This window comes from Janthinobacterium breve (assembly GCF_051380895.1).
In the GTDB taxonomy this organism is placed as follows: Bacteria; Pseudomonadota; Gammaproteobacteria; order Burkholderiales; family Burkholderiaceae_D; genus Janthinobacterium.
This window is the reverse complement of record NZ_JBNYXY010000012.1, coordinates 224938-251632: the sequence shown is the minus strand read 5'-3', so window position 1 is coordinate 251632 and position 26695 is coordinate 224938. Positions and strand designations below refer to the sequence as shown.

The window sequence follows — 26695 nt, the reverse complement described above, 5'->3', positions numbered from 1 at the left end:
GCCAAGTACCCCCTGTCAGCCGGCCTCGTCGCATGATAGGCTTCGGTTTTCAGATTTTGGGATTTCATCATGCTGCTCTGGCTCAGGCAATACCGGCGTCCTCTGTTGGCCGGGGACATCACTGCCGGTATCGTTGTCGCCATGATGATGGTGCCGCAAGGCATGGCCTACGCGCTGGTGGCCGGCTTGCCGCCCGTGGTGGGCATCTATGCCAGCATCTTGCCGCCCGTGCTGTACGCCTTGTTCGGCAGCAGCATGACCCAATCGGTGGGCCCCATGGCCATCGTCTCGCTGATGACGGCCGCCGCGCTGGCGCCGCTGGCCGACCCCGGTTCCTCTTTATATATCGTCCTGGCCGCCCAGCTGGCTTTCATCAGCGGCCTGGTCCTGCTGCTGTGCGGCGTGTTGCGCCTGGGCTTCATGGCCAGTTTCCTGTCGCGCCCCGTGATTAGCGGGTTCAGCAATGGCGCCGCGATCCTGATTATCTGGGGGCAGATCACGCCCTTGCTCGGAGCCAGCATTCCCCACTGGCATGCGCCCAGCCTGGTCCTCGGGCTGTCCGGCTTGCTGTTCCTGTGGCTGGCCAAGCGCTACGCGTCGCGCCTGCTGCAGCGCTGCGGCTTGAACCCGGTGGCGGCCGATGTGGGCGCGCGCCTGGCGCCGATGGCGCTGGTGCTGGCCGGCATCGCGCTCGTCGCCTATGGCGGCCTGGAAGCGATGGGCGTGCAGACGACGGGCCACGTGCCCAGCGGCTTGCCCGGCCTGAACCTGGCCACCTCCGGCGCCCATTGGCGCACCCTGCTGTCGCCGGCGCTGCTGATCGCCTTCATCATCTTTTTAATGAGCATGTCCGCCGCCCAGACCCTGGCGCAAAAACGCGGTGAAAAACTGCACACGAACCGTGAACTGCTGGGCCTGGGCGCGGCCAACGTGGCCAGCGCGCTGTCGGGCGGCTTTCCCGTCACCGGTTCCATCTCGCGCTCGGCCGTCAATTTCCAGGCGGGCGCCAACACGCCGTTGGCCAGCATCATCACGGCGGGCTTGCTGGCGCTGGCGCTGGTGGCGCCCACGGGCTGGCTGGCCCTGCTGCCGCTGCCCGTGCTGGCCGCCACCATCATCTTTGCCGTCAGCAGCCTGCTGGACTGGGATACCTTGAAACTGTCGTGGCGCTACGACCGCAGCGATGCGCTGGCCCTGCTGGCGACCACGGCCGGCGTGCTGGTGCTGGGCGTGGAAGCGGGCGTGGTGATCGGCGTGCTGCTGTCGATGGGCACCCTGATCTGGCGCGCCAGCCGCCCGCACATCGCCGTGCTGGGGCGTATCCCGAATAGCGAGCACTTCCGCAACGTGGAGCGCTACGAGGCGCAAACCTTGCCCGACGTCTTGCTGCTGCGCATCGATGCGGGCCTGTTCTTCGGCAATGTGGAAGCCGTCACCGAGCGCGTGGAAGACGAATTGCGCGGCCATCCGACGGCGCGCCACCTGGTGCTGGTGCTGTCGGCCGTCAACCAGATCGACAGTACGGCCTTGCTGGGCTTGATCGAGCTCAACAGCGCGCTGATCAAGCGCGGCATCAGCCTGAACCTGGCCGAAGTGAAGGGGCCCGTGATGGACCGCTTGCGCCAGAGCAGCCTGTTGCAAGACCTGAGCGGCAAGCTGTACCTGAGCACGGCGCTGGCGACAGCCGACTTGAGTGGAGGAAACACATGAGCATGGAACTGCATCTGCACGGCGAGCCGCGTGTGATCGATAGCATCCTTGCGCTGGAACAAGCGCTGCAGGAAGCGCGTGCGCTGGCGCAATGCGAATTGTGGCTGACCAGGGCGACGGAAGCGGAACAGGGCCCGGCCCTGTGCATGCTGCGCAATGGCGGTAATGCCTGGCTGATGTATCTGTCGGGGCAGGATGACTTGAGTTTTCATACACTGGGCGACGAAGAGGCAGACGGCGCCTGCAGCTATCTGCTGGCCAATGGCCAGGTGGACGAGTATCCCGAAGCATGGTGCGTGGAGGTGGAACACTGCCAGCGTGCCTTTGTCGCGTTTTTCAGGACGGGCGGCGCGCAGCCGGCCGCTATCGCGTGGGAGGCGGATTGAGATGCTGCAAACCACGCAAACCATCATCGCCGACATCGACCGGGACTTGCTGGCCGCGCTGGACGCCAGGGCAGGTTTGCTCACGCTGCGTGCCATCTTGCTGCGCTACCAGGCCAGCGGCGTGACGGCGGCGCAGGTGGCCGGCTTGCTGCACGAACTGCGTCCCGCCACGCAGGAAGGCCCGCTGGAAGACGTGATACTGGATGCCCTCGACATGGTGACGGGCTGGTGCACGCCGCAGCTGCGGGTATGGGACGGGGTAGGGGAAAACCGTGCATCCTGAAAAGTTCAAGCAGGTGGCAGAGCTGCCGACCGCCGACCGCCATGCCTATTTTGTGCGCAAGGTGGCTGATACGCAAGAAGTGTGGGGCTTGTACCATGCAGGCTGGGCCACGGCGCAAGTTGACGGCAAGGTGGCTATTTCCCTCTGGCCGGACGCGGCCTTTGCGCAAGCATGTGCCAGCGGCGACTGGATGGATTTCCAGCCGCGCGCCATCGCGCTCGACGATGTTCTGACCAAGTGGCTGCCCGGCATGGCGGGCAATGATCAACTGGCTTTCGTGTTTGCCGTGCCGCAAGGCAGCGCCAGCGTCGTGGCGCCGGCTGATCTGCTTGCAGACCTGCGAGAGGAAGCCAGACAATATGAATAATCAAGCAGAACGCCTGGACGCCTGGTACGACGGCTCGGCCATCTGCCTGATCGCCGTCGGCCCGCAGGGTGACCCGCTGGACCTGGGCGACGATGAAGTGCGTGCCCTGATCGCGAAGCTGCAGCAATGCCTGGCGCAGTCCGAAGCTGCAGCTACGCAAGACTGAAGCCTCAGGCGGCCGCCAGCGCCTTTTCCATCGCCACGCTGGCCAGGCTGATGCCGCTGGGGTGCGCATACACTTCCTCGCGCAAGGCAACAAAACCGGCGGCCCGGTAAAACGGCTCGGCGTTCAGCGACGCGGACAGGTGCAGGTGCGCAATGCCGCGCTGGCGCGCCAATTGCTCCAGCGCCGCCAGCAGTCGCTTGCCGATGCCCAGGCCCGCGCAGGCCGGATCGACAAACACGGCATCGACTTCCTGCTTGTCCAGGTCCAGCATGGCGTAGCCGGCAATGGACTCGCCCTGCATCGCCACGATACCGCCACCTGCGGCCAGCATGGCGGCATAGCCATCCGGCACGGGCGAAGCCGTCCACGCGGCGATCTGTTCCGGCGCATAGTGCGTGGCACAACTGACGCGCACGGCCACCGTGCGCAAGGCCCACAGAGCGGAGATATCGGCGGGCAGGGCGGGGCGCAGGGTGATGGGCATGGACGCTTCCAGGCAAAAGGATCATGCTAGCGCAATGGCTTGCATCGCGCCAGCATGAGCTGCTGCCACATTATCCAGCCATCACTGCGCTGGCTTGTCCGGATCGATATAGTACGAACCCGGCGGCGCCCCCGGCACTTTCACCCGGAACTTCAGGCCGGACAGCAACTTGTCCCACAAGGCAATGGCCTCCTCGTCGGTCAGCGACGCGGCTTCGGCGGCGCCGACCATGTTGTGGGCGACCTTGGTGTACATGGATGCTTCCAATACCGCTGGATAGGCGATATCGCGCGGCGTACCCACCAGCGTCCATTCAAAATCATGCACGCCATCGGTACGCCGTATCAACGATTCCTCGCCATGCCAGTGCTGCACGTCACGCTTGCCCTCGCGTAGCAGAGTACGAGGAGGGTAGTTCTTGCCTTGCTGGTCTTTTGCTTCCTGGATACGAGCAAGTAATGATAATTTCCCACGTACTTTTGCATCATATTCTGCAGGAGGATAATCGCCGTAGGCGTCTTTGTTAGAACTGATCGAAAAAGTTACATCGGGAAGACTTGGCAGGTAAATACCTGTCCTCTTATTAGTTGTGCGTCGATGGGGACTTCCAATGCATAGCGCCCAAAACAAACCAGTTTTGTTTTCTGGAACAAGACTTCCAGGCGTTTGCTCAGTTTGATGGATTTATCCTTGCCAGGATCTTTTTCGGCGCAAGCCGACGACAGTGCCAGCACGAACATGGCCATGCAAAAAAGTAGCGTTTTACGGGCTAGACAGAACATATCCGGACTCCCCTGTGCATTGCGCGCCGCTGACATGGGATTTCCCGTTTCCTTCATGCCAGTTTTCGCGGAAGTCCCAGTATTAAAGCTTTTCCTTCACAAAAAATTGCGTTTGCGCAAAAAGATGACTTGCGGCGCTTGGGCAACACAGAAACGGCATGGCAATCACCGAAAGATTGCCCTAGGGAATAGACTTGCCCCTGCAGTTGACGTTATCATGTTTTTGTAAGTGTCGGTGGCTGAGCAGTCAGCGCATAGTTGAAACATGGTGACAGGCGGGAGTGAGCATGGGCATGGCGAATGATGCGTGATGTGCCGGGCGGCTTGCGGCCTGGCGGTGCGATGGGCAGGGCAGCGGTGCGCCGCTGCTGCCGCGCATGGCTGCTGGCGTTCTGTGTCGCCGCGGCCCCTGCCGCCTTGCCGGCATCGGCGCCCGCGGCTGCGCCGCCGCACCAGGGCCAGCGCGTATTGTTCCTTAACGCCTACGACTATGGCCGCGCCGGCGTGGAATCGTACACGCGCACCTATGTGGCCGCCATGATCGCTGCGGGCCTGGCCAGCGAAGACATCATGGTCGAGCACCTGAACATGAATACCCAGGGCGACCCGGCGCTGCGCAACGAAATGCGTGATTTGTTGCTTTTAAGATACACACAGATGATGGGGCGCAAGGCCGACCTGATCATCGCCATGCAGCAGCCGGCGCTCGATTTCCTGTTGTCGGACCTGGCGCCGCTGGCGCGCGGCGTGCCCGTGCTGGCGATTAACACCTCGGGCATGGCCTTGCCGGCCGGCAGCCCGGCTGCCATCTGGCAGCAAAAGGCAAATGTCGATTTTCCCGGTACCCTGGCGCAAGCCATGGCGCTGTTTCCGGAGACCAAAACCATCGTCCTGGCCGTCGGCGTCAGCGAGGCCGATCAGGTCTTGAAGCGCAGCATGCAGCAGGCGGCGCTGGCGTGGCAGGGCAAGGTGGCCATGCGCTACCTCGATAAGCTGACCCTGGACCAGATGCGCTCTGCGGTGGCGCACTTGCCCCCTGATAGCGTGCTGGTGGCGGGCAATGTCAACCGTGACGTGGATGGCGCCATCGCCACGCCCGTGCAGTTTTCCGTGCAGCTGGCGCGGCTGGCCAATGTGCCCACATTTGGCATGTACAACGCGACGGTCGGCAAGGGCATCCTGGGCGGCTCCATGCTGCACATCGAACAGGCCGCGCAGCAGGTGGCGCAGATGTCGCTGACCGTGCTGGCGGGCAAGGCGCCTGCCGCGCCGGGCGCCTTGCTGCCGCCGGCCCGCCCGCTGCCCATGTATGACTGGGAACAACTGCAGCGCTGGGATGCGGACATCAGCCGCCTGCCGCCGCACACGCTGTTCTTCAACCGGCCGCCGCAACTGTGGCATGAACACCGCGTCGCCGTGCTGTTGGTGGGCGGCGTCTTCATCGTGATGGCCGGCTTGCTGAGCGCCTTGCTGCTGCAGCGGCGGCGCCTGCGGCGCGCCGAGAGCGAGGCGCGCGAGAGCGAGCAGCGCTTCCGCATCCTGGTCGAGCATGCGCCGGAAGCCATTCTGGTGTACGACCTGGACCTGGACCGCTTCGTCGACGCCAACAGCAGCGCGCAGCGCATGCTGGGCCTGTCGCGCGAGGCGCTGCTGGCCTGCGGGCCGTTCGACCTGTATAGCGGCAAGCAGCCCGATGGCCTGCCGCTGGGGCTGATGATGGAAGAGCATCTGCGCCGCGCCATGCAGGGCGAGCCTGTGCTGGTGGAACGCAATGTGCGACGTGCCGACGGCAGCATTTTTCCCTGCGAAGTACGGCTGGTCAGATTGCCCATGGAAGGGCGGCGCCTGGTGCGTAGCGGCATCGTCGACATTTCCGAGCGCAAGCACAGCGAGCAGGAATTGCTCGGCTACCGCGACCACCTGGAGGAACTGGTGCAGCAGCGCACGGCCGCCCTGTCGGTGGCTGTCACCGAGGCCGAATCGGCGAATCGCGCGAAAAGCGTCTTCCTGGCCAACATGAGCCACGAATTGCGCACGCCCTTGAATTCCGTGATCGGTTTTTCGCAGATGATGGCCGATTCGAGCAGCATGTTCGAGGAAGAAAAGCATAACCTGGCCATCATCAACCGCGCCGGTCACCACTTGTTGACCTTGATCAACGACATCCTCGAATTGTCGAAAATCGAGGCGGGCCGCATGCAGTTGCAAACGGGCCCCGTCGACTTGAATGGCTTGCTCGACGAGGTGCTCGAGATGGTGCGCATGCGATTGAGCGACCAGGGCATCGCGCTGCAGCTCGAACGTTCCGGCGTGCCGCCGCTGGTGCGCCTCGATGGCGCCAAGCTGCGCCAGGTGCTCCTGAATCTGCTGTCGAACGCGCTCAAGTTCATCGAGCAGGGCAGCGTGACCTTGTCGCTCGCGTGCCAGGCGGCAGAAGATGGGCAAATGGCGCTGGCGTTTGCCGTGCGCGATACGGGCAGCGGCATCGCGCAAGCGGACCTGGAGCGCATCTTTGAGCCGTTCGTGCAGGCCGACAGCGCGGTGGCGCAGGCCGGCACGGGACTGGGGCTGACCATTTCGCGCGAATTCGTGCGCCTGATGGGCGGCGAGCTGCGCGTCGATTCCACGCTGGGAGCCGGCTCCGTATTCCGTTTCGACCTGCGCGCGCCGGTGCAGCAGCAGCCGGCCATCGCGGCGCCGGCGCCGGGCCGCGTGGCACGCCTGCCGCCGGGCCAGCGCGGGCGCATGGTGCTGCTGGTCGATGATGATGATAACTGCCGCAAGCTGCTGGCCGGCTTGCTGGCGCCGCTGGGTTTCCAGCTGCAGGAAGCGGCGGGCGGCGCGCAGGCGCAAGCCATGCTGGCGGCGCAGCGCTACGACATGGTGCTGAGCGATTGGCGCATGCCGGGCATGGATGGCCTGGCGCTGACGCGCTGGCTGCGCGCGCAAACGACGCTGGTGCAGCCGCGACTGGTGATCATGACCGCCTCCGCCTTCGAGGAAGAAAAACAGGAGGCGCTGGCGGCCGGCGCCGACGGCTTCCTGCGCAAACCGATCGAGCAGGAACACCTGTTCGCCATGCTGGAGCAGCAACTGGGTGTGCGCTTCCAGCGCAGCGCCGCCGCGTTGCCGCGCGTGCCGGCGGCGGCCTTTGACTTGCAGCAGGCGCTGGGCCAGCTGGGCGCAGCCGAACGGCAGGCGCTGCTCGAATCCGTGCAAGCCCTCGATTTGCGGCGCAGCGCCATCGTGCTGGCCGGCGTCTCCACCAGCCTGCCGCAGCTGTCCGCGCACATCGCCGCCATGCTGGAACAGCACCAGTACCAGACGCTGTGCGCCTTGCTGGCGCAGCTGGCCAGCGAGCCGCAGGGCGAAGACGCATGACTTTTCACGCACCCAAAGGCGCCCGTCTGGGCAGCGTATCCATCGTGCTGGCCGTCAGCGTGGCGCTGACCTGTGTCGTCACTGCGCTGCTGCTGGTGTTTGCCGTGCTGTTTTACCAGTCCGAACGCGAACAGCGCTGGCAGCAACTGCATCGCAGCCTGGCCGTCAGCGCGGACCAGCTGGCCGTGGCCATCGAATTGCCATTGTGGAACCTCGATGAAAAGCAGATGCAGGCCATCATGCGCAGCATGCTGGGCAAGCGCGATCTGGTGGCCAGCTCCCTCACGCCGGGCATCGGCAAGGAGGCGCTGGTCCTGCGCCGCAATGCGGACGGCGCCATCGACAGCCTCTCCACGCTGTCGGCCGAACCGGGCTGGCTGGTGCAGCGGCGTCCCGTGACGATGGGTGGACAAGTCATCGGCAGCGTTGCTGTGTATGCGACGCCGGCCCTGCTGCACGCGCAGCTGCGGCAGCGCGCGCTGGGCATCGGCGCCATGATCGTGGCCCTCGACGTGATCCTGGTGGCCAGCATATGGCTGCTCATGTGGTGTCTGATGCTCAAGCCCCTGAAGGCGATCGGTCAGTACGCTGCAGGCGTCAAGGCGGGGCAGGGCGAAGCGTTCGGCACGCCGCCGAAAGCGTGGTTCCTGGGCGAGCTGCGCACCCTGTACCGTTCCATCCGCGACATGGTGGCGCTGCTCGACAGCCGCTACCGCGCCCTGCAACGCAGCGAGGAGCGCGTGCAGATGGCGACCGGTGCGGCCAGCATCGGCATCTGGGACTGGAACGTCAGCAGCGACGCATTGCAGTGGGATGAACAGATGTACGCGCAGTTCAAGGCCGATGCGGCCAGCACCATGTCGCCGGCGGCCATCTGGCGCGCAGCGCTGGTGCCGGACGACGTGCCGGCCGCCAAGGAGGCCCTGCGCGCCGCACTGGACGCCGGCCAGGCGTTCACGCACGAGTACCGCATCCTGTGGCCCGATGGCGCCATCCGCTACATCAAGGCCGATGCCGTGATCTTCCGCGATGGGCGGGGCCAGCCCATGCGCCTGGTGGGTTCCAACTACGACATCACGGCGCACCGCGAGGCCGAACTGGAACTGCTGCGCCACCGCCATCACCTGGAAGAACTGGTGGCCGAGCGCACGAGCGCCCTGTCGGTGGCCGTCAGCCAGGCGCAGGCGGCGAACCGCGCCAAGAGCACCTTCCTGGCGAACATGAGCCATGAACTGCGCACGCCCTTGAATTCCGTGATCGGCTTTTCGCGCCTGATGGCCGCCTCGCCCAATATGCAGGACGATGAAAAGCGCAACCTGGCCATCATCCACCGCTCCGGCAACCATTTGCTCACCCTGATCAATGAAATCCTCGAACTGTCGAAGGGCGAGGCGGGACGCTTGCAGGCGCAGACGGCCGTAGTGGCGCTGGCGCCCCTGTTGCAAGAGGTGATGGACATGCTGGGCATGCGCGCCGAGCAGCAGGGACTGGCCTTGCGCCTCGATTGCGTTGACTTGCCGGCGGCCGTGCTGCTCGACGCGACGCGCTTGCGCCAGGTGCTGCTGAACCTGATGTCGAACGCCGTCAAGTTTGCCGGCAGCGGCGAGATCACCTTGCGCGTGCGCGGCGAGCGGCGCGACGAGGCCACGTGGCGCCTGTCGTTCGCCGTCAGCGACACGGGCATCGGCATCGCCCCGGAGGACCAGCAGCGCATCTTCGAACCCTTCGTGCAGGCCGACAGCGCGGGACCGAAGGATGGCACGGGCCTGGGGCTGGCCATCTCGCGCGAATTCGTGCAGTTGATGAAAGGCGAACTGACGCTGGAGTCGCTGCCGGGGCAGGGTGCCACCTTCCGTTTCAGCATACCCGCGCAGGCGGCGCAGGCGCCAGTGCTGGCTCCCGTGCCGCCGGCCATGCCGGCGCAGGCGGCAGTGCCGCCGCCACTGCAGGCGCAAGACTTGTTGTTGCTGGCCGGTGAAGAGCGCGCCGCCTTGCTGGTGGCGCTGCGCGAATTGAATCTGGCCAGGGTGGCGCAGCTGCTGGCAACCCTGCCGACAGCGGCGGCACCGTTGCTGGCGCCGCTGCAGGCCATGCTCGACCAGCACCAGTACCGTCAGCTGTGTGTCTTGCTGGACAGCGAGGGCGCGCTGGTGCATACCTGAAAGTGTGGGCTGACAACATCGAATTCGATGAAAAGACGGACTAAGTGCCGCGCATGGATGGTGCTAAATTGCAATAAAGATTATGATGATAGTACGTAGTTCATCGCAAAGAAATGTCTTGTCCAGCGTGGCAATCGACCGCCGCGCCTCATCCAAAGCTGAGAGAACTGCTACATGCACCGCGATTTTTCGGAAGTAAATTCGAAGGGCGAAGTACTGATCGTTGAAGATACGCCGGCTTCGCTGAAGTTGTTGAGCGATTTGCTGGGTGGCGCTGGCTATGCGGTGCGCCAGGCGCCGAACGGTGAACTGGCCCTGTGGACGGCCCAGGCGCGCCCGCCGGAGCTGATCCTGCTCGACGTGCGCATGCCGGGCCTCGACGGCTTTGAAGTCTGCCGCCGCCTGAAGGAGATACCGTCCCTGCGCCAGGTGCCGGTGATCTTCCTGTCGGCCCAGTACGATACGGACGACAAGGTGCGCGGCTTTGCGCTCGGCGCCGTCGATTTCATCGCCAAACCCTTCCAGGCCGAGGAAATCCTGGCCCGCACCGATGCGCACGTGCGCCTGGCGCGGGCGCAAGTGCAGTTGGCGCAGGAGCGCGCCAACCTGGAACGGCGCGTGGCCGAACGCACGGCCGAACTGGAGCAGGTGGCCAGCACCCTGGCGCGCGAAGTACAGATCCGCCGCGCCAATGAAGAGTTGCTGCGCCTGTCGGGCCAGGTCTTCGAAGCCACGCAGGACGCCATCCTGATCACGGATCCGGCCGGCGTCATCGTCACCGCCAATCCCGCTTTCACACGCATCACCGGCTATGCGGCGCAGGAAGTGGTGGGCACGGACATCATGCGCCTGCATGCCGAGCACACGGGCGAAGCGGTGCTGCTGGCCATGCGCCAGGGCTTGCGCAGCAGCGGCTGCTGGTCGGGCGAAGTGCAGACGCGGCGCAAGAGCGGCGACACCTATCCCTGTTTGCTCAGCGTGTCGACCGTGCATGGCCCGGACGGCGGCGTCGTCAACTACGTGGGCGTCTTCCTCGATATCAGCGAGCGCAAGGCCGAACAGCATCTGATCGACTTCCTCTCCTATCACGATGCGCTGACCGGCTTGCCGAACCGCGTGCTGCTGCGCGAGCGCTTCGAACAGGCGCGCGCAAACGCCCTGCGCGACAGCCAGCAGGTGGTGCTGATGTGCCTGGACCTGGACCGCTTCAAGAATATCAACGATTCGCACGGCCAGGCCGTGGGCGACAAGGCGCTGCAAGTGGTGGCGCGTTTCCTGTCCGGCTGCGTGCGCGAGGGCGACACCGTGGTGCGCCAGGGCGGCGACGAATTCCAGATCCTGCTGCAGGACGATGCCCTGCTGGGGCGCACGCTTGCGCTGGCGCAGACCATCCTGGCCGGCTTGCGCGAAGAACTCAGTGTCGATGGCGAGCGCCTGGCGCTGACCACCAGCATCGGCATCGCCATGTGCCCGGCCGACGGCGATAGCCTCGACGACGTGCTGCGTCACGCCGACACGGCCCTGGTGCGCGCCAAGGAAATGGGGCGCGACCATTACGCCTTCTTCACGGAGCGCATGGGCAGCGATATCCGCGCGCGCCTGGCCATGCAGCAGCAGCTGCGCGGCGCCATCGGCCGCGATGAATTCACAGTGCATTACCAGCCGCAAATGTGTTTGCACACAGGTGCCATGCTGGGCGCGGAAGCCCTGCTGCGCTGGGATAACCCGGTGCTGGGCAAGGTGCCGCCCGGCCTGTTCATCGCCCTGGCCGAGGAATACGGCTTGATCACGGCCATCGGCGAATGGGTGCTCGAAAGCGTCTGCGCGCAGATCCGCGCGTGGCACGACGCGGGCCTGGGCAGCATCAAGGTGGCCGTCAACCTGTCCGGCAAGCAGTTCGCGCAGGACCGCACGGTGCCGTTCGTCGAGGCGGTATTGCGCAAATACGGCATCGCGCCCGCCTGCCTGGGCATCGAGATCACGGAAAGCACGGTGATGGGCGACCCGGACAAGGCGGTGGCGGCCCTGACGCGCCTGAAGGATATCGGCGTGGGCATTTCGCTCGACGACTTCGGCACCGGTTATTCCAGCCTGGGCTACCTGAAGCGCTTTCCCATCGACGTGCTGAAAATCGACAAATCCTTCGTCGACGACGTCACCACCAGCAGCAGCGACGCGGCCATCGCCCGTTCCGTCATCTCGCTGGCACACAACCTCGACATGCGCGTCATCGCCGAAGGCGTGGAAACGCGCGAGCAGGTGGCCTTCCTGACGGAGCACGGCTGCGACGAAATGCAGGGTTATTATTTCAGCCGACCCCTGGCCGCCGCACCATTCACAGCCTTGCTGCGCGAACGGCGCACCCTGGCCGTGGCCTAAGCGCCACGGTGCGGCCGATGCACCATGCCGGTGCGTTCGCTGCAGCGTGGTGCGCAATACTCACCTTTCCTTCCCCTGACGCTGGCACATATCCTGCTTAGGTAGTCGCTTATTTACGCGATTGCCCCGCATGCCAGACAGCACCCGTCCAGCCACATCGAATGACGCCAGCGCGCACAGCGCCTGGCAGGCGCATTTGCGCCTGGGTTTTGCGCTGCACGATGGCGTCAGCCGCCTCGTCGAGCGCACGCATAGCGGCCCCTTGCGCGTGCAAAAGCCCCTGTATCCGGAAGGCGATGCCGTCTGCCACGCCATCATCATCCATCCGCCCGGCGGCGTGGTGGGCGGCGACCAGCTGGCCGTCGACGCCGCGGTGGGCGATGGCGCGCACGCCTTGCTTACCTCGCCAGGCGCCGCCAAGTGGTACCGCGCGAATGGCCACGTCTCGGGCCAGCACATCGTGCTGCGCGCGGGTAGCGGCGCTTCCATCGAGTGGCTGCCGCAGGAAAGCATCTTTTTCAATCAGGCTTGCGTGCGCCTGCGTCACGAGGTGGAACTGGCGCTGGACGCCAGCTATATCGGCTGCGACATCGTCTGCCTGGGCCGCAGCGCCTCGGGTGAAACGTTCAATGAGGGCAGCATCAGCCAGCAGGTACAGATCCGCCGCAGCGGCAAACTGCTGTGGTGGGAGCAGGGCGTGCTGGCCGGCGGCGGTGCGCTGATGGCCAGTCCCCTGGGTCTGGCTGGCCACACGGTATGCGCCACCCTGATCGCCGTCGGCACGCCCGTTTCCCCCGCCGTGCTGGCCGCCTTGCGCGAGATCGCCGTGCCTGTCGGCGCCGTATTTGGCGCCACGCAGATGAAATCGCTGGTGGTGGTGCGCCTGCTGTGCGGCGACAGCGAGGCGGCGCGCCGAATCATGCTGGCCGCATGGCAGCTGCTGCGCCCCGCCATGCTGGGACGCGACGCCGTCGTGCCCCGCATCTGGAACACTTAATCAGGAAAGAAGCGCAAGGAAAACCATGGACCTGACTCCCCGCGAAAAAGACAAGCTGCTCATTTTTACGGCCGCGCTGCTGGCCGAACGGCGCCTGGCGCGCGGCTTGAAATTGAATTATCCGGAAGCGGTGGCCCTGATCAGCGCCGCCATCATGGAAGGCGCGCGCGATGGAAAATCGGTGGCGCAGCTGATGTCGGACGGTACGAAAATACTCGCGCGCGCCGACGTCATGGATGGCATCGCCGAGATGATCCCCGATATCCAGGTGGAGGCGACCTTCCCCGATGGCAGCAAGCTGGTGACCGTGCACCACCCGATACCGTAGTTTTTTGAGCGGCCAGGGCGCCACCCGCGCCATGGCTGTTTTTTGCGCCGGCGACCCGCCGGCAAGCGTAACGTGATCTTTGAAGGAGCCCCTCATGACCCCAGGCGAATACAAATTGGAAGAAGGCGAAATCAGCTTGAATGCGGGCCGCGCCACGGCCACCGTGGTGGTGGCCAACCGGGGCGACCGGCCGATCCAGGTCGGCTCGCACTTCCACTTTTTCGAGGTCAATCCGGCGCTGGCTTTCGAGCGCTGGCGCGCCTACGGCATGCGTTTGAACATCACGGCCGGCACGGCCGTGCGCTTCGAACCGGGCCAGCAGCGCACGGTAGAGCTGGTGGCGCTGGCCGGTGAGCGCAAGGTCTACGGCTTCAATGGCGAAGTGATGGGTGCACTGCAAGACACGCCACCGGGAAAGGATTGAGATGGCCAGCATTCCCCGCCGCGCGTATGCCGAAATGTTCGGCCCCACCAAGGGCGACCGCATCCGCCTGGCCGACACGGAACTGTTCATCGAGATCGAGCATGACTATGCGATCTACGGCGAAGAAGTGAAGTTCGGCGGTGGCAAGGTGATCCGCGACGGCATGGGCCAGTCGCAGCGCTGCGCGGCCGAGGTGATGGATACCGTCATCACGAATGCCGTCATCCTCGACCACTGGGGCATCGTGAAAGCCGATATCGGCCTGAAAGATGGCCTGATCTTCGGCATCGGCAAGGCGGGCAACCCGGACATCCAGCCTGGCGTGACCTTGCCCATCGGCGGCGCCACGGAAGTCATCGCCGGCGAGGGCATGATCGTCACGGCAGGCGGCGTCGACACGCATATCCATTTCATCTGCCCGCAGCAGATCGAGGAAGCGCTGATGAGCGGCGTGACCACCATGCTGGGCGGCGGCACGGGACCGGCTACGGGCACGGCCGCCACCACCTGCACGCCGGGACCATGGCATTTGCACGCCATGCTGGCGGCCGCCGACGCCTTCCCGATGAACCTGGGCTTCATGGGCAAGGGCAATGTGAGTTTGCCGCTGCCGCTCGAAGAGCAAGTGCGCGCGGGCGCCATCGGCCTCAAATTGCATGAAGACTGGGGCAGCACGCCGGCCGCCATCGACAATTGCCTTTCTGTTGCCGACCGCATGGATATCCAGGTGGCGCTGCACAGCGATACCCTCAACGAGGGCGGGTTTCTGGAGCACACCCTGGCCGCCTTCAAGGACCGCACCATCCACACGTTCCATACGGAAGGGGCGGGCGGCGGCCATGCCCCCGACATCATCGCCGCCGTGGGACAGTCCAATGTGCTGCCGTCGTCAACCAATCCGACGCGCCCGTTTACCGTCAACACGCTTGACGAGCACCTGGACATGCTGATGGTTTGCCACCACCTGGACCCCGCCATTGCCGAAGACGTGGCGTTTGCCGAGTCGCGCATCCGCCGCGAAACCATCGCCGCCGAAGATATTTTGCACGATATCGGCGCCATCTCGATGATGTCGTCCGATTCGCAAGCCATGGGGCGTGTCGGCGAAGTGATCATGCGCACCTGGCAGACGGCGCACAAGATGAAGGTGCAGCGGGGGCCGCTGGCGCCCGACACGGCGCGCAGCGACAATTTCCGCGCCAAGCGCTATATCGCCAAGTACACGATCAACCCGGCCATCACGCATGGGATTTCGCACGTGGTCGGTTCCATCGAGGCGGGCAAGATCGCCGACATCGTACTGTGGAAGCCGGCCTTCTTCGGCGTCAAGCCGTCGATGATTTTAAAGGGGGGCATGATCGCGGCCGCGCAGATGGGCGACCCGAACGCGTCGATACCCACGCCGCAGCCCGTGCATTACCGCATGATGTTCGGCGCCTTCGGCGGCGGCCTGAAAAAGTCGTTCACCTTTGTCTCGCAGGCGGCCTACGACCTCGATATTGGCCACCAGTTGAAACTGAATAAATCCCTCATCGCCGTGAAGAACATGCGCGGCTTGCGCAAGCGCGACATGATACACAACAGTGCAACGCCGCATATGGAAGTGGATCCGGAAACCTATGCCGTGCGCGCCGACGGCCAGTTGCTGGTGTGCGAGGCGGCGTCCGTGCTGCCGATGGCGCAGCGCTATTTTCTATTTTAAGCAGGAGACAAGCATGCTTACTTTGCATACCAAACTGGCGGCTGACGACAATCGCGCCGCTGTTGCCCAACTTGTGTTGCCCTACGACCAGCGCGAAAAATGCCGGCTGCGCGCCGTGCTGTCGAATGGCGACGAGGTGGCCGTGTTCACCGTGCGCGGCACGGTGCTGCGCGACGGCGAGCGCATGACAGGGCCGGAAGGGCAGGTGGTACAGATCGTCGCCGCGCGCGAACCGACTTACCTGGTGCGCTGCCTTGATGCGCATACCCTGCTGCGCTGCGCTTTTCATCTGGGGAATCGCCACACGCAGGCGCAGGTGGGCGACGGCTTTCTGCGCATCCGCAAGGACGTGGTGTTGAAGGAGATGCTGGAAGGCTTGCAGGCGACTGTGACGGAGGAAAGCGCGCCGTTCGAGCCGGAGGCGGGCGCGTATGGTGGCGGCCATGGCCACCATGACGGCCACGGCCAGCATTTGCTGGCCCCCGTGCCGCTGCGGCAGAAAATCCACCGCCCCGGTGATGCACCTGGCACAGCATGATGCAGGCGTCGGCCCTGCTGCATTTGCTGCAGTTCGCCAGCCCGGCCTTGCCGATCGGCGCCTACAGCTATTCGCAGGGACTGGAAGCGGCGCTGGAATCCGGCCTGGTGAACGACGCGTCCACGGCGCGCGACTGGATCGCGCAGCATCTGGCGCAGGTGGTGGCGCGCTGGGAAGGCCCGCTGTGCTGGCGTTTGATGCAGGCGTTCGAAGCGCAGGACTTGTGCGCCGTGCAGCGCTGGAGCGAACGTTTTATCGCCTCGCGCGACACGGCGGAATTTCGCGCCGAAACCATCCAGATGGGCTATTCCTTGACCAAGCTGCTGGCCGAACTGGGCGTGGCCGACGGCGTCTTGATCGACATGCTGCAGGGCCAGTCGGAAGTGGCCCTGCCCACGGCCTATGCCTGCGCCGTGGCTGCACTGGCGATTCCGCGTGAAGAGGCGCTGCTGGCCATGCTGTTCGCCTGGGCGGAAAACCAGGTGCTCGTCTGCGTGAAATCCGTGCCGCTGGGGCAGGTGGCGGGACAGCGGCTATTGCTGTCGCTGCGGCCGGACCTGGAAGCGGCGGCCCTCACGGCGCAAACCTTACAAGACGACGAGATGGGCAACTGGGCGCCCGGCCTGTCGCTGCTGTCGATGCGGCACGAAGTGCAGTACAGCCGCCTGTACCGTTCCTGAATCATTTTATGAGAGAGCAAAAATGACATCGATCACCTCCAATCCGCTGCGCGTGGGCATCGGCGGGCCCGTCGGCTCGGGCAAGACGGCCCTGTGCGAAATGCTGTGCAAGGGCATGCGCGAGCGCTATGACATGGCCGTCATCACGAATGACATTTACACCAAGGAAGACATGGAAATCCTGCTGCGCGCGGACGCCTTGCCGGCCGAGCGCCTGATGGGCGTGGAGACGGGCGGCTGCCCGCACACGGCCATCCGCGAAGACGCGTCCATCAACCTGGAAGCCATCGCGCGCATGCAGGCAGATTTTCCCAAGCTGGACTTGATCCTGGTCGAATCGGGCGGAGACAATTTGGCCGCCACCTTCAGCCCGGAACTGTCGGACCTGACGATTTACGTGATCGACGTGGCCGGCGGCGAAAAAATCCCGCGCAAGGGCGGGCCCGGCATCACTCGCTCCGATTTGCTGATTATTAACAAGACGGACCTGGCACCGTATGTGGGCGCCAACTTGGACGTGATGGCGCAGGATGCCAAATGCATGCGCGGCGAGCGCCCCTTCGTGTTTACCAACCTGCGCAGCGGCGACGGCGTGCAGGTCGTCATCGATTTTATCCGCGAGCAAGGTTTGCTCGACCAACCAGGCAAGGAGCCGCAATGAGCACAAGACTGATGAAGAAAACAGCCGCCGTGGCGGCGCTGTGCCTGCTGGCTTTACCGGCCATGGCCCACCCCGGTCATGGCGAGAGCGCCGGTTTCCTGGCCGGTTTCGCCCATCCGTTCACGGGCATCGACCATTTGCTGGCCATGCTGGGCGTGGGCATCTGGGGTGGCCAGCAGCGCCGCGGCCTGGCCCAGCCCGCCACTTTCCTGGGCATGATGCTGCTCGGTGCGCTGGCCGGCATGGCGGGCTTGACGCTGCCCGGCCTGGAAACGGGCATCGCCGCCACGGTGGCCCTGGTGGGACTGGCCATCGCGCTGGCGCTGGCCTTGCCGAACTGGCTGGGCATGGGTCTGGTGGGTATGTTTGCGCTGGCGCATGGCAATGCGCATGGCCAGGAGTTGCCAGCTGCCTCGGCTGCGTGCGGCTTCCTGCTGGCTTCTGCCATGCTGCTGTGTGCGGGACGTTGCGCCGGCAAGGTGCTGGCCGGGCGCGTGCTGCGCGTGGCCGGCGTGGCCTTGACGGCCGCCGGCGTGGTGCTGCTAGGGATGAATTAAGCGCCGGGGCGGCGTTCCGACAACACGATGGGCGCCGCCTTCTCCGGGTGCAAACCCTGGTGGCCCGCGTACACGGCGGCGATGGCGGCCATGTCGGCTTCCTTGTCGCCCGTCAAGTCGATATGGTCGACGACGCCCAGCACCTTGTTCGGGTAGTCGATATACACCAGCAACAGCGGCACCTTGGCGGCCAGGGCCAGGTGATAAAAGCCGCTCTTCCAGTTCGGACGGTAGCTGCGCGTCGCTTCCGGCGTGATGGCCAGCCAGTACCAGTCGGCGGCCAGCATGCGCTCGGCCTGGCGTTGAATCGTGCCGCTGGTGGTGCTGCGGTCGACGGGTTCGCCGCCCAGGTAGCGCAGCACCTTGCCCATCGGGCCGCGGAACAAGGAATCCTTGGCCAGCCAGCGGAACGGCAGCGACAGCGCCCATTTGCCGAACAGGCCCACCATGAAATCCCAGTTCGACGTGTGCGGGTAGACGACGACGATGCCGCGCGGCCCCGGCAGGGGACGGAAGCGCATGCGCCAGCCAAACAGATGCAGCACGCGCAGCGCGCAGCGCTGGTGCCAGGTCGGCAAGTCGCCCGCTTGTACAAATAAATCGTCCATTGATACCCTTCAGTGACACTGTTCTTAATGGGATGGCGCTGGTGGCCATTTTCCTTGAAGCAAAAATTCTGCGCAGGCATTCTATACGGGGCTGGCGGTGGCGACAAGCAGCCGAGGCCGCTATTCATGCGGCATCGGGGCCGTTGTTGCTGCTATTTTAACGATGCTTTGCCACTGTGGCGGGCACTAAATGCGCACAATGTAGTCAAAACTTGATGCAGCGTTGATCCACCCGACAGGGAGCCATGGCATGAAAAACAGTATCGATGATGTAGTTGGGGAGCATGAGCGAACGGACAAAGTGATGGCCGAGCTCGTCGAGCGTGGCGTGGCCTTCCATCACACCCTGGGCCGGACGGTGGCGACAGCCTATTTGCGTGAGCACGCGGTGCCGGCCGAGGTGATACGCCGTGTGTTCAGCAGCGTGCAGGCGCGCCGCCCGGCCCGGCCGGCACGGCGCCGATGGCGCTGAAGGGCAGGCGACAGCGACGAAGTGCCGCTGCTGTCGTCCGGAGTGCTGTTTAAGCCTGTGCCGCGAGTGCCGGGTAATCCGTGTAGCCAGCCGCATCGGGTGCGTACAGGGTGTCCGGGTTCAGGGGATTCAATGGCGCGTCGCTGTGCAGGCGGGTGGGCAGGTCGGGATTGGCGATGAACCACAGGCCGAAGGCCACGGCATCGGCTTCGCCCTTGGCCAGCAAGGCTTCGGCCGCCGCCTTGTCCATTTTCTCGTTGGCAATGTACACGCCGCCAAATTCCTGTTTCAGGTACGGGCCCAGGCGGTCTTCACCGAGCGCTTCGCGCGCGCAGATGAAGGCGATGCCGCGCTTGCCCAGCTCGCGTGCCACGTAGCCGAAGGTGGCGCGCGGGTTCGAGTCGCCCATGTCGTGCGCGTCGCGGCGCGGCGCCAGGTGCATGCCGACCTTGTCCGCACCCCATACGGCTATGCACGCATCCGTCACTTCCAGCATCAGGCGGGCGCGGTTTTCAATCGAGCCGCCATAGTTGTCGGTGCGCAAGTTAGTGCTGTCTTGCAGGAACTGGTCGAGCAAATAACCATTCGCGCCGTGGATTTCCACGCCGTCGAAACCGGCTTTTTTCGCATTCTCGGCGCCCAGGCGGTAGGCCGCCACGATGCCGGGAATCTCTTCCGAATCGAGCGCGCGCGGCGTGACGAATTCCTGTTTCGGGCGCAGCAGGCTGACATGGCCGGCCGGCTTGACGGCGCTGGGTGCCACGGGCAAGTCGCCATCGAGGAAGACCGGCGCGGAAATGCGGCCCACATGCCACAGTTGCAGCACGATCAGGCCGCCTGCGTCATGCACGGCCTTGGTGATGTGTTTCCAGCCTTCTACCTGCTCCTCGGACCAGATGCCCGGCGTGTCGGCATAGCCCACGCCCTGCGGCGTGACGGCCGTCGCTTCCGAGATGATCATGCCGGCCGAAGCGCGCTGCGTGTAGTACTCGGCCATCAGGGCGTTGGGCACGCGGCCCGGATTGCCGGCGCGCGAACGCGTCAGTGGCGCCATGATGATGCGGTTTTTCAGTTGCAGACTGCCAATGGTGATGGGGTCGAATAAAGTTGCCATGATTGTCATTTCCTTGTGGTTGCCGGTCAGGCGGCGTTGAGACGGGGATGCTTACAAACCTTGTTGCATGTGTTCGAGGAAGGCTTGGATCGTGTCTTCATTGCGGCTGAAGAAACTCCATTGCCCCACTTTTGTTGCTGAAATCAGGCCTGCCTTCTGCAAGCTGGTCAGGTGCGCCGAGACCGTCGATTGCGACAGGTTCAGGCGGCGGTCGATCAGGCCGGCGCACACGCCCAGGTGCAGCGGGTGCTCCTGCTCCTGGAAATACTGCTGCGGCTCCTTGAGCCATTGCAAAATCTGTCGGCGCACCGGATTTGCCAGAGCCTTGTGGATGGCGTCGATATCCATGTTGTTTCTCCTGAACATACAATTCGCCTTTCAGCGATGTATATATCGTGTTTTTCAAATTCTAATATCGTCATCTTACGATGCAAATGAAAAACGTGCCGGAGGCGCCCATTTTTGAAGGCTCAGGCGGGCAGGGGATTGCGCTGCAGCACGGCAGGGCCCGTCAGCACGATGCGCACCAGGTCTACCTGGCGCTGGGCGCCGGCCTTGGCGGTGGCGCTCTTGATCTGGGTGCGCGCCGTGTGGATGGAAATGCGCTGGCGCTCGGCATATTCCTGCAAGGAGTAGCCGTTGACGAGCGCTTCCGTCAGGCGTGCCTCGGCCACCGTCATGCCATAGAAATTGCGCAGGGTGGCCGCCAGGGAGGTGATCAGCTCGCTGCTGTCACTGAGGAAAACGGCGATGGCGCTGGCCGAGCCGAACGGACAGTGCCAGGAGGGCAGGGGCGTGACGCGCAGGCGCAGTTGCTCTCCCGTCAAGCCGTTCAGATTGAGCACGCCGCCGGGACCGCCTACTGCGGTCGTGCCCGTTTGGGCTGCCTCGTGCAGCATGCGCCGCAGTGCGCCATTGTCCGCTTCGCGCGGGCAATACAGGGGCGCGCCTTCGCGTAGCTGCAGCAGCCGCGTCGAAGCCGTCATGGCCAGCGCCCGCTCGTTGGCGTACAGCAATTGCGACGTGGCGTCGAGCAACAGCACCCCAAACGGCAGCAATTCCAGCACCTGGGTGGAACTCTGGGACAGCATTTCCAGCCGGCGCAGCTTGCGTTGCAGGGCAAAGGCCGTTTGCAGGTGGGGCATCAGGCTGCGGATCAGCGCCAGCTCGCCCGCCTCGTAGGCACCCGCCCGTTCGCGCCGCACCACGGTGACGTTGGTGGAGCGCTCGGCGCGCAATTCGACGATGGCCGCCGCCGTATAAAAGATGTTTTGCGGGCGCAGCCAGTCCGTCCAGTATTCGGTTTTCTTCAGGCAATGGTCGGGAAACAGCATGGAGCCGGTGACGACGGCGCCTTCACGGTGCAAGGTGGCGTCTTCCAGCCAGACATTGCGCGCGCCGTAATAGCTGGCAAAGCTGGCCATGGCATCCGATTCGAAGCCATAGGTGGCGGACAGGCCGCTGCCCGGCAGCTGGACGTCGACCGTGCGGTTGCTGAAATCATTGGCCCAGATCAAGCCCGCGTGCGACTTCAGCTGTTGTGCAAAGGCGGCGAGGAATTGCGACCAGGCGCCATGCCGCGTGGCCGCTTCGTAGATCAGGGTAATCAGCGCCTGGCTGGCGACGGCGAGCGATGGCGTCATTGGCGATCCTCATGGCGGCAAGCGGTGGACAAGACCCATCTTGGGGCGGCCTTCGCTGCGGCCGCCCGACTTCCTTAGTGCGATTCCAGCCAGCTTTTGCCGCCGGAGGTGCACGTGCCGAGGCTGGCGTACTGGCTCACATAGTTATAACCGCTGCCGCAGCCGCCTTCACCGGATTTGACGGGGCCGTAGCAAGCGCCTTCATAGCTGAGCTTACCATTGACCGATGTGCTTTTGATACAGAAATTGTAGTTGCTTGCCGTGCTGTTGTTGGGCAAGGTGGGGCCATTGTTTTGTCCGCAACCGAGCTCCTTGCTCACGGCGCGCGCGTAGTCGACCATTTTCTGGTACGTGCCGCTGTAGTAGGTATCCGCCTTGGCCTTGTCGCCCTGCTTGCAGGCGGCAACGAGGCTATCGTATCCCGAGTCCGCCTGGTTGTAGTTGCCCGATACCTGGATGCCGCAGGCGCTGGCCTGCTTGCGTTCCGCATCGCTGATCAGATTGCTGTACTGGCAGTTTGCCGAGGTGCCGCCGCTGGCGCTGTTGGAGCCGCTGCCCGAGCCACTGTCGTCGCTGCCTCCGCCACCGCAGGCGGACAGCATGAGGCAGCCGAGCAAAGTGACGGCAAAGGTGGTTGGATGTGCTTGCATGATTTCCCCTGTGGACTGTGACTTGCCACCATGTGTCTGGTGGTATCTTTTTTATTGCTACAAGGAATTGTATCGGGCATGTTTTTTGGAAACATCACCCATTTGGGGTATGCGCAGGCGGAGCGGAGTGGGGTAGGGAGGGGCGGCCGGCTGGCCGCCCCGGCAGGGATCAGGCGAAGTGGAACAGCAGCAGGGCGATGACGGCGGGCACTGTTTGCAGGTAGAGAATGCGCGTCATGACGGTCGCTGCGCCCCACACGCCGGCCACGGCGATGCACGCCAGGCCGAACACGGTAAACGCATGGGCGATGGCCGCGTCCGGGTGAAAAAAGCCCAGCGCCAGCGCGGCGACGAGAAAGCCGTTGTAGCAACCCTGGTTCGACATGGCGGGACGCACGATCTCCGCTTTTTCCTTGGACAGGCCAAACACCTTGCGTCCGCGTGTATCGAACAGCACGGTTTCCAGCAGCACGATGTAGACGTGCAGCAGCAGTATGAGGGCGGTAAGGATTTGGGCCAGAAGTAGCATCATTGTTCCCGAGAATGAGTAGATGCGGCAATTATGCTGCCAAGTGCCTGTTTTTTGGCAACTTTCGATTAGAGCGGCGGCACTAGCGATAGTGTGCTTGGGGCAAAACTTTTCACCCAATGGTATACTTTTCCTTTTGCTCCTGTGGGGACGACCCCGCTCGATGACGGGGCTGCATGGCGGGGACGACCCTGCCGCCTCGGGAGAAGTTATGGCGTGGATCATTCTGGTATTGGCGGGTTTGCTGGAAATTGGCTGGGCCATCGGCCTTAAATATAGCGCCGGTTTTACCCGCATGGTGCCGTCCGTACTGACGGCCATTTCCATGCTGGGCAGCGTGGTGATGCTGGGCTTGGCCCTGCGCACCTTGCCGCTGGGCACGGCGTACGCCATCTGGACCGGCATCGGCACCGTGGGGACGGCCATCTTCGGCATCATGGTGCTGGGTGAGCCGGCCAGCGCCGCGCGCATCGCCTGCATCGCATTGATCGTGTCCGGTATCCTGGGCTTGAAACTGCTCAGTCCACAATAAAGGATGCAAGCATGAGCCTCAGCATGACGTATTTCTACCTGGCCATCGCCATCATCGCCGAAGTCATCGCCACCAGCGCCTTGAAGGCGTCCGACGGCTTCAGCCGCTTGTGGCCCAGCGTCATTACCGTGGTGGGCTACAGCATCGCCTTCTGGTGCTTGTCCCTCACCTTGAAGGTCATTCCTACTGGTATCGTCTACGCGATCTGGTCGGGCGTGGGCATCGTGCTCATTTCCGCCGTCGGCTGGTTCTGGTTCAAGCAAAGCCTCGATACGCCGGCGCTGATCGGTCTGGGACTGATCATTGCAGGCGTGTTAGTGATCAATTTGTTTTCGAAGTCCGTCGGACATTGATCAAAAACTGCTGGCAACCCGTGCCAGGTAATACCACTCGGCATTCGCCGCCGCATTGACGTCCGGGAACAGGATGTAGGCGTCGAATTCGGCCGTCACGGGCGTGCCATCGGCGCGTACGCCAATCTGTTCACCTTGTTTGACCTTGTCAAAGCTGGACCAGGTCTTGATGAAGCGGTCGTCCGCGTGCAGCTTGTCGTGCACGACGACCATGTTCAGCGCTTCCATGTCGGCGTCCGCGATCGGCTCCGGTTGCGGTGCATCGATGAAGCCGAGGAATGCCAGCGTGTTCATAATGGCGCGGTAGGCGACATCCGGCGCGGCCGGGTCCGCATGCTGGCCGCATTCCAGGGTCAAGGCGTAGCCGCCCGTCGAGCGCATGTATTCGGTGGTGCCCACGCCATAGCGCAAGACCAGGCCTACCTGGTCGCTATTGCCCAGGCGGCGCTGCACGCCCTGGCCATAAGCATGCAGCCAGCCATCGACGAAGCGGCGCACGCCCAGGCGGCGCGCCAGTGCGCGTTCCTTGTCTTCATGTTGAAACGGTTGTAGCGGACCATCGTTGTTGCGCGGCCCCACCATGACGAAGGGCTGGCTGTCGGCATTGAACGAGTGCAAGTCCAGCAGCACGTCGTGCTGGCCCAACAGCGGGCACAGCCAGTTGGCGATGCGGTCTTCGAAATCCTGTGGATTGTCGTTCGGAAACAGATTGCGGTTCAGGTTGCGGTCGCCGCTGCGCACGCCCTTGGCGTAAGCCAGCGGATTGGTGATGGGCACGAAAGTGACGCTGCCGGCCACGATGGAGAGGGCGCCGCTGTCGAGTTCAGCCATCACGCGGTGGATGCCCTTGGTGCCGCAAGTTTCATTGCCGTGCACGGCGCCCGTGACGATCAGGCGTGGGCCGCTGCCCTGGCCCGTGTAGTTGATGGACTTGAAGTGGAGTGCGCTGCTCATGCTGGACATATCCTATGCTGTTGCGGGAAGGGAAAGCCGGGTCGGCATATTTTAGCGGGATTCGCCGTGGCCGCCTGTAAAAAGTTGGCCATGGCAGTGTGCGGCATGGCATGATCGGCGCCACCGTTGTTTTCCCTTGCCGATTCCATGTCTAGTACGCTCCTTCCTTCCCGCCTGTATGGCCTCGATACATTGCGCGCGCTGGCCATCGTGCTGGTGTTCATGAACCATTATTTGCTGTTCGTCAGCGATGGCGGGGCGTTTGGTTTCTGGGGGGAAATCGGCTGGACGGGCGTGGACCTGTTCTTTGCCCTCAGCGGTTACCTGATCGGCAACCAGATCTTTGCCTCCTTGCGCAGCGAGCACGGATTTTCCTTGCCCCGCTTCTATGCGCGGCGCTTCCTGCGCACCTTGCCCAGTTACTATGCCGTGCTGGCCCTGTATTATTTGTGGCCCACGTTTCGCGGCGATAGCGCGTTGCTGCCCCTGTGGAAATTCCTCACCTTTACGCAAAACATTAACTTGACACCGGGCACGGCGTTTTCCCATGCGTGGTCGCTATGCGTGGAAGAGCAGTTCTATGTGCTGCTGCCGGCCGTGGCCTTGCTTGTCGCCGCCTGCCGCAAGTCGCTGCTGTGGGCGTGGGTCGCCGTGGCCGCCAGCTTTCTCGTCGGCATGCTGGTGCGGGCCACTCTATGGGATGAATATGTGCAAGTGCCGCGCGGCGGCCTCGGCTATTACAAATACATTTATTACGCGTCCTGGTGCCGTTTCGACGAGCTGGTGGCGGGCGTGGCGCTCGCGCTGCTGAAAAACTACCATCCGGGCGCCTGGGTACGCCTCACCTCATACGGTAATCGCATCTTGCTGGCGGGAATCTTTGGCACGGCGCTGATGTTTTATGTGTTTCTCACCGATCACTATGGCTATAGCGTGACGGTGTTCGGCTATCCAGCCCTGGCGGCCAGTTTTACTTTATTGCTGATTGCCGCACTCAGTCCCGGCAGTGCGCTCTCTCAACTGCGCGTGCCGGGCGCGGCCAGCTTGGCGTTGTGGTCGTATGCGATTTACCTGTTGCACAAGCAGTTGTGCATTCTGCTGCGCCCCTTTTTGCAAGACTTTGGTTACGGGCCGGACGGTGCGCCGGCGATACTGCTCAGTATCGCTGTCAGCATCGCCACGGGCTGGCTCTTGTATAAAGTGGTGGAAACGCCGTTCATGCACTTGCGGGCGCGCTATGTGCCCGCCAATCATGCGTAACGGCTACATATCGATCATTGCATATCGATCACATCGAGCCCCCGTGGTGTGCCCACCAGCAATTCCAGAATGGCATGCACGCGCAGATTCGTGTCTTCATGTTCCGTGTTGAAGATCAAGGTGCGCAGGCCGGGCACGGCTTCCGTGATGTGGGGGCTGGCGTAGGCATGGATCAATAACAAGACCAGGTCCGTGGCGCCCGCGCCGGGCTGGCGCCGCAGCCGGTCGTGGATCACGTTCAGCAGCGCGCGCTGCATGCGCGGCGTGGGGTTGGTGATGTAGGCGAAGACGCTTGGCGTGTTGGCGATGGCCGCGCACAGGCGCCGCTCCATCTCGTCCGGCTTCACGTCGGAAGCGATATCGAAGTACGCGGCATTCCAGCGCGTGCGCGCATACGGGTGGCCGGGCGGGAAGGAATCTGCCGTTTCGAAACCGCAAACCCGGCTCAGGGTTTTCAGCCAGCTTATGATGGTGGAGTTCATGCCGCGATTCTAGCGGCATTCCGCGCGTGCCGGGCCTACTCTGTATAAAGGGGGCTGACGCCCGGAGAGTGATTAAAGTTTCCTGTAAAACAGCCCTTGTCATTCTGGGAA

At 63.8% G+C, this 26695-nt stretch carries 31 protein-coding genes; 20 read left to right on the top strand and 11 right to left on the bottom strand.

Translation table 11 applies throughout. The features are described 5' to 3' along the window. Positions 1-69 precede the first annotated feature (69 nt). From ACQ4W0_RS24590 to ACQ4W0_RS24570, 5 genes are read left to right on the top strand one after another with little or no spacing between them, the layout of a single operon-like run. The gene (locus tag ACQ4W0_RS24590; protein ID WP_436579135.1) at positions 70-1710 is read left to right on the top strand and encodes a SulP family inorganic anion transporter; all 1641 of its coding nucleotides are present in this window, start codon (positions 70-72) and stop codon (positions 1708-1710) included. Next, positions 1707-2096, top strand: a complete 390-nt coding sequence (locus ACQ4W0_RS24585) for an Imm1 family immunity protein (protein ID WP_436579134.1) — start codon at positions 1707-1709, stop codon at positions 2094-2096. The genes ACQ4W0_RS24590 and ACQ4W0_RS24585 overlap by 4 nt, the downstream gene beginning before the upstream one ends. 1 nt (position 2097) lies before the next feature. Continuing rightward, positions 2098-2379, top strand: coding sequence for a hypothetical protein (locus ACQ4W0_RS24580; RefSeq protein ID WP_436579133.1), 282 nt, complete (start codon positions 2098-2100; stop codon positions 2377-2379). Beyond that, positions 2369-2746, top strand: a complete 378-nt coding sequence (locus tag ACQ4W0_RS24575; RefSeq protein ID WP_436579132.1) for a DUF2750 domain-containing protein — start codon at positions 2369-2371, stop codon at positions 2744-2746. The genes ACQ4W0_RS24580 and ACQ4W0_RS24575 overlap by 11 nt, the downstream gene beginning before the upstream one ends. Then, positions 2739-2912: a hypothetical protein gene (locus ACQ4W0_RS24570; RefSeq protein WP_436579131.1), complete on the top strand. Its 174-nt coding sequence runs from the start codon at positions 2739-2741 to the stop codon at positions 2910-2912. Before ACQ4W0_RS24575 ends, ACQ4W0_RS24570 begins: the two co-directional genes overlap by 8 nt. Before the next feature lie 4 nt (positions 2913-2916). Here ACQ4W0_RS24570 and ACQ4W0_RS24565 read toward each other — a convergent pair whose 3' ends face one another. The 3 genes from ACQ4W0_RS24565 to ACQ4W0_RS24555 form a co-directional block, all read right to left on the bottom strand. After that, a complete protein-coding gene (locus ACQ4W0_RS24565) occupies positions 2917-3396 on the bottom strand; it encodes a GNAT family N-acetyltransferase (RefSeq protein ID WP_436579130.1) in 480 nt (159 codons plus the stop codon). Positions 3397-3477: 81 nt separating this feature from the next. Beyond that, positions 3478-4026, bottom strand: a complete 549-nt coding sequence (locus ACQ4W0_RS24560; RefSeq protein ID WP_436579129.1) for a T6SS immunity protein Tli4 family protein — start codon at positions 4024-4026, stop codon at positions 3478-3480. Beyond that, positions 3939-4214, bottom strand: coding sequence for a hypothetical protein (locus tag ACQ4W0_RS24555; protein WP_436579182.1), 276 nt, complete (start codon positions 4212-4214; stop codon positions 3939-3941). Before ACQ4W0_RS24555 ends, ACQ4W0_RS24560 begins: the two co-directional genes overlap by 88 nt. A gap of 264 nt (positions 4215-4478) precedes the next feature. Here ACQ4W0_RS24555 and ACQ4W0_RS24550 point away from each other — a divergent pair, with 264 nt between their 5' ends. The 11 genes from ACQ4W0_RS24550 to ACQ4W0_RS24500 all read left to right on the top strand — a co-directional run bounded on the left by ACQ4W0_RS24550 (position 4479) and on the right by ACQ4W0_RS24500 (position 17987). Further along, positions 4479-7559 carry a response regulator gene (locus ACQ4W0_RS24550; RefSeq protein WP_436579128.1) on the top strand — a complete coding sequence of 1027 codons (3081 nt, stop codon included), beginning with the start codon at positions 4479-4481 and terminating at the stop codon, positions 7557-7559. Beyond that, positions 7556-9721: a sensor histidine kinase gene (locus tag ACQ4W0_RS24545; protein WP_436579127.1), complete on the top strand. Its 2166-nt coding sequence runs from the start codon at positions 7556-7558 to the stop codon at positions 9719-9721. The genes ACQ4W0_RS24550 and ACQ4W0_RS24545 overlap by 4 nt, the downstream gene beginning before the upstream one ends. Before the next feature lie 174 nt (positions 9722-9895). After that, positions 9896-12100 (top strand): EAL domain-containing response regulator, encoded by a 2205-nt coding sequence (locus ACQ4W0_RS24540; protein ID WP_436579126.1) that lies wholly within the window; start codon positions 9896-9898, stop codon positions 12098-12100. 130 nt (positions 12101-12230) lie between these two features. After that, positions 12231-13097 (top strand): urease accessory protein UreD, encoded by an 867-nt coding sequence (locus tag ACQ4W0_RS24535; RefSeq protein ID WP_436579125.1) that lies wholly within the window; start codon positions 12231-12233, stop codon positions 13095-13097. 25 nt (positions 13098-13122) lie between these two features. After that, positions 13123-13425 (top strand): urease subunit gamma, encoded by a 303-nt coding sequence (locus tag ACQ4W0_RS24530; RefSeq protein WP_436473543.1) that lies wholly within the window; start codon positions 13123-13125, stop codon positions 13423-13425. A gap of 94 nt (positions 13426-13519) precedes the next feature. After that, positions 13520-13849: an urease subunit beta gene (locus tag ACQ4W0_RS24525; protein WP_436507898.1), complete on the top strand. Its 330-nt coding sequence runs from the start codon at positions 13520-13522 to the stop codon at positions 13847-13849. Between the two features lies 1 nt (position 13850). Then, entirely contained in the window at positions 13851-15551 is a 1701-nt protein-coding gene (gene ureC, locus ACQ4W0_RS24520; protein WP_436579124.1) for an urease subunit alpha, read from the top strand. 13 nt (positions 15552-15564) lie between these two features. After that, a complete protein-coding gene (gene ureE / locus ACQ4W0_RS24515) occupies positions 15565-16089 on the top strand; it encodes an urease accessory protein UreE (protein ID WP_436579123.1) in 525 nt (174 codons plus the stop codon). Next, entirely contained in the window at positions 16089-16769 is a 681-nt protein-coding gene (locus tag ACQ4W0_RS24510; RefSeq protein WP_436579179.1) for an urease accessory protein UreF, read from the top strand. Before ureE ends, ACQ4W0_RS24510 begins: the two co-directional genes overlap by 1 nt. A 22-nt stretch (positions 16770-16791) precedes the next feature. Further along, entirely contained in the window at positions 16792-17430 is a 639-nt protein-coding gene (ureG, locus tag ACQ4W0_RS24505) for an urease accessory protein UreG (protein ID WP_436579122.1), read from the top strand. Further along, positions 17427-17987, top strand: a complete 561-nt coding sequence (locus ACQ4W0_RS24500) for a HupE/UreJ family protein (protein WP_436579121.1) — start codon at positions 17427-17429, stop codon at positions 17985-17987. The genes ureG and ACQ4W0_RS24500 overlap by 4 nt, the downstream gene beginning before the upstream one ends. Here ACQ4W0_RS24500 and ACQ4W0_RS24495 read toward each other — a convergent pair. Then, on the bottom strand, positions 17984-18595 hold the full coding sequence (locus tag ACQ4W0_RS24495; RefSeq protein ID WP_436579120.1) for a 1-acyl-sn-glycerol-3-phosphate acyltransferase: 612 nt from the start codon (positions 18593-18595) through the stop codon (positions 17984-17986). The genes ACQ4W0_RS24500 and ACQ4W0_RS24495 overlap by 4 nt on opposite strands. A gap of 250 nt (positions 18596-18845) precedes the next feature. Here ACQ4W0_RS24495 and ACQ4W0_RS24490 point away from each other — a divergent pair, with 250 nt between their 5' ends. Then, positions 18846-19067 carry a hypothetical protein gene (locus tag ACQ4W0_RS24490; protein WP_436579119.1) on the top strand — a complete coding sequence of 74 codons (222 nt, stop codon included), beginning with the start codon at positions 18846-18848 and terminating at the stop codon, positions 19065-19067. A gap of 49 nt (positions 19068-19116) precedes the next feature. Here the strand turns inward: ACQ4W0_RS24490 and ACQ4W0_RS24485 are convergent, their stop codons facing one another. The 5 genes from ACQ4W0_RS24485 to ACQ4W0_RS24465 all read right to left on the bottom strand — a co-directional run bounded on the left by ACQ4W0_RS24485 (position 19117) and on the right by ACQ4W0_RS24465 (position 23006). Then, on the bottom strand, positions 19117-20181 hold the full coding sequence (locus tag ACQ4W0_RS24485; protein WP_436579118.1) for an alkene reductase: 1065 nt from the start codon (positions 20179-20181) through the stop codon (positions 19117-19119). A 51-nt stretch (positions 20182-20232) separates the two neighbouring features. Further along, the gene (locus ACQ4W0_RS24480) at positions 20233-20529 is read right to left on the bottom strand and encodes an ArsR/SmtB family transcription factor (protein WP_436579117.1); all 297 of its coding nucleotides are present in this window, start codon (positions 20527-20529) and stop codon (positions 20233-20235) included. Positions 20530-20651: 122 nt separating this feature from the next. After that, positions 20652-21824, bottom strand: a complete 1173-nt coding sequence (locus tag ACQ4W0_RS24475; RefSeq protein WP_436579116.1) for a helix-turn-helix transcriptional regulator — start codon at positions 21822-21824, stop codon at positions 20652-20654. Positions 21825-21898: 74 nt separating this feature from the next. After that, on the bottom strand, positions 21899-22474 hold the full coding sequence (locus ACQ4W0_RS24470) for a hypothetical protein (RefSeq protein ID WP_436579115.1): 576 nt from the start codon (positions 22472-22474) through the stop codon (positions 21899-21901). Positions 22475-22643: 169 nt separating this feature from the next. Continuing rightward, positions 22644-23006: a DUF1304 domain-containing protein gene (locus ACQ4W0_RS24465; protein ID WP_436579114.1), complete on the bottom strand. Its 363-nt coding sequence runs from the start codon at positions 23004-23006 to the stop codon at positions 22644-22646. 208 nt (positions 23007-23214) lie between these two features. Here ACQ4W0_RS24465 and sugE point away from each other — a divergent pair, with 208 nt between their 5' ends. Next, positions 23215-23535 (top strand): quaternary ammonium compound efflux SMR transporter SugE, encoded by a 321-nt coding sequence (gene sugE / locus ACQ4W0_RS24460; protein ID WP_436579113.1) that lies wholly within the window; start codon positions 23215-23217, stop codon positions 23533-23535. A 23-nt stretch (positions 23536-23558) separates the two neighbouring features. Next, entirely contained in the window at positions 23559-23888 is a 330-nt protein-coding gene (locus tag ACQ4W0_RS24455; protein WP_150131135.1) for an SMR family transporter, read from the top strand. On the opposite strand, the gene ACQ4W0_RS24450 is transcribed toward ACQ4W0_RS24455, so the two are convergent. Further along, a complete protein-coding gene (locus tag ACQ4W0_RS24450; RefSeq protein WP_436579112.1) occupies positions 23889-24851 on the bottom strand; it encodes a M14 family metallopeptidase in 963 nt (320 codons plus the stop codon). 138 nt (positions 24852-24989) lie between these two features. Here ACQ4W0_RS24450 and ACQ4W0_RS24445 point away from each other — a divergent pair, with 138 nt between their 5' ends. Next, the gene (locus tag ACQ4W0_RS24445; RefSeq protein WP_436579111.1) at positions 24990-26102 is read left to right on the top strand and encodes an acyltransferase family protein; all 1113 of its coding nucleotides are present in this window, start codon (positions 24990-24992) and stop codon (positions 26100-26102) included. 14 nt (positions 26103-26116) lie between these two features. On the opposite strand, the gene ACQ4W0_RS24440 is transcribed toward ACQ4W0_RS24445, so the two are convergent. Beyond that, positions 26117-26584 carry a hypothetical protein gene (locus ACQ4W0_RS24440; protein WP_436579110.1) on the bottom strand — a complete coding sequence of 156 codons (468 nt, stop codon included), beginning with the start codon at positions 26582-26584 and terminating at the stop codon, positions 26117-26119. Between the last annotated feature and the right edge of the window lie 111 nt (positions 26585-26695).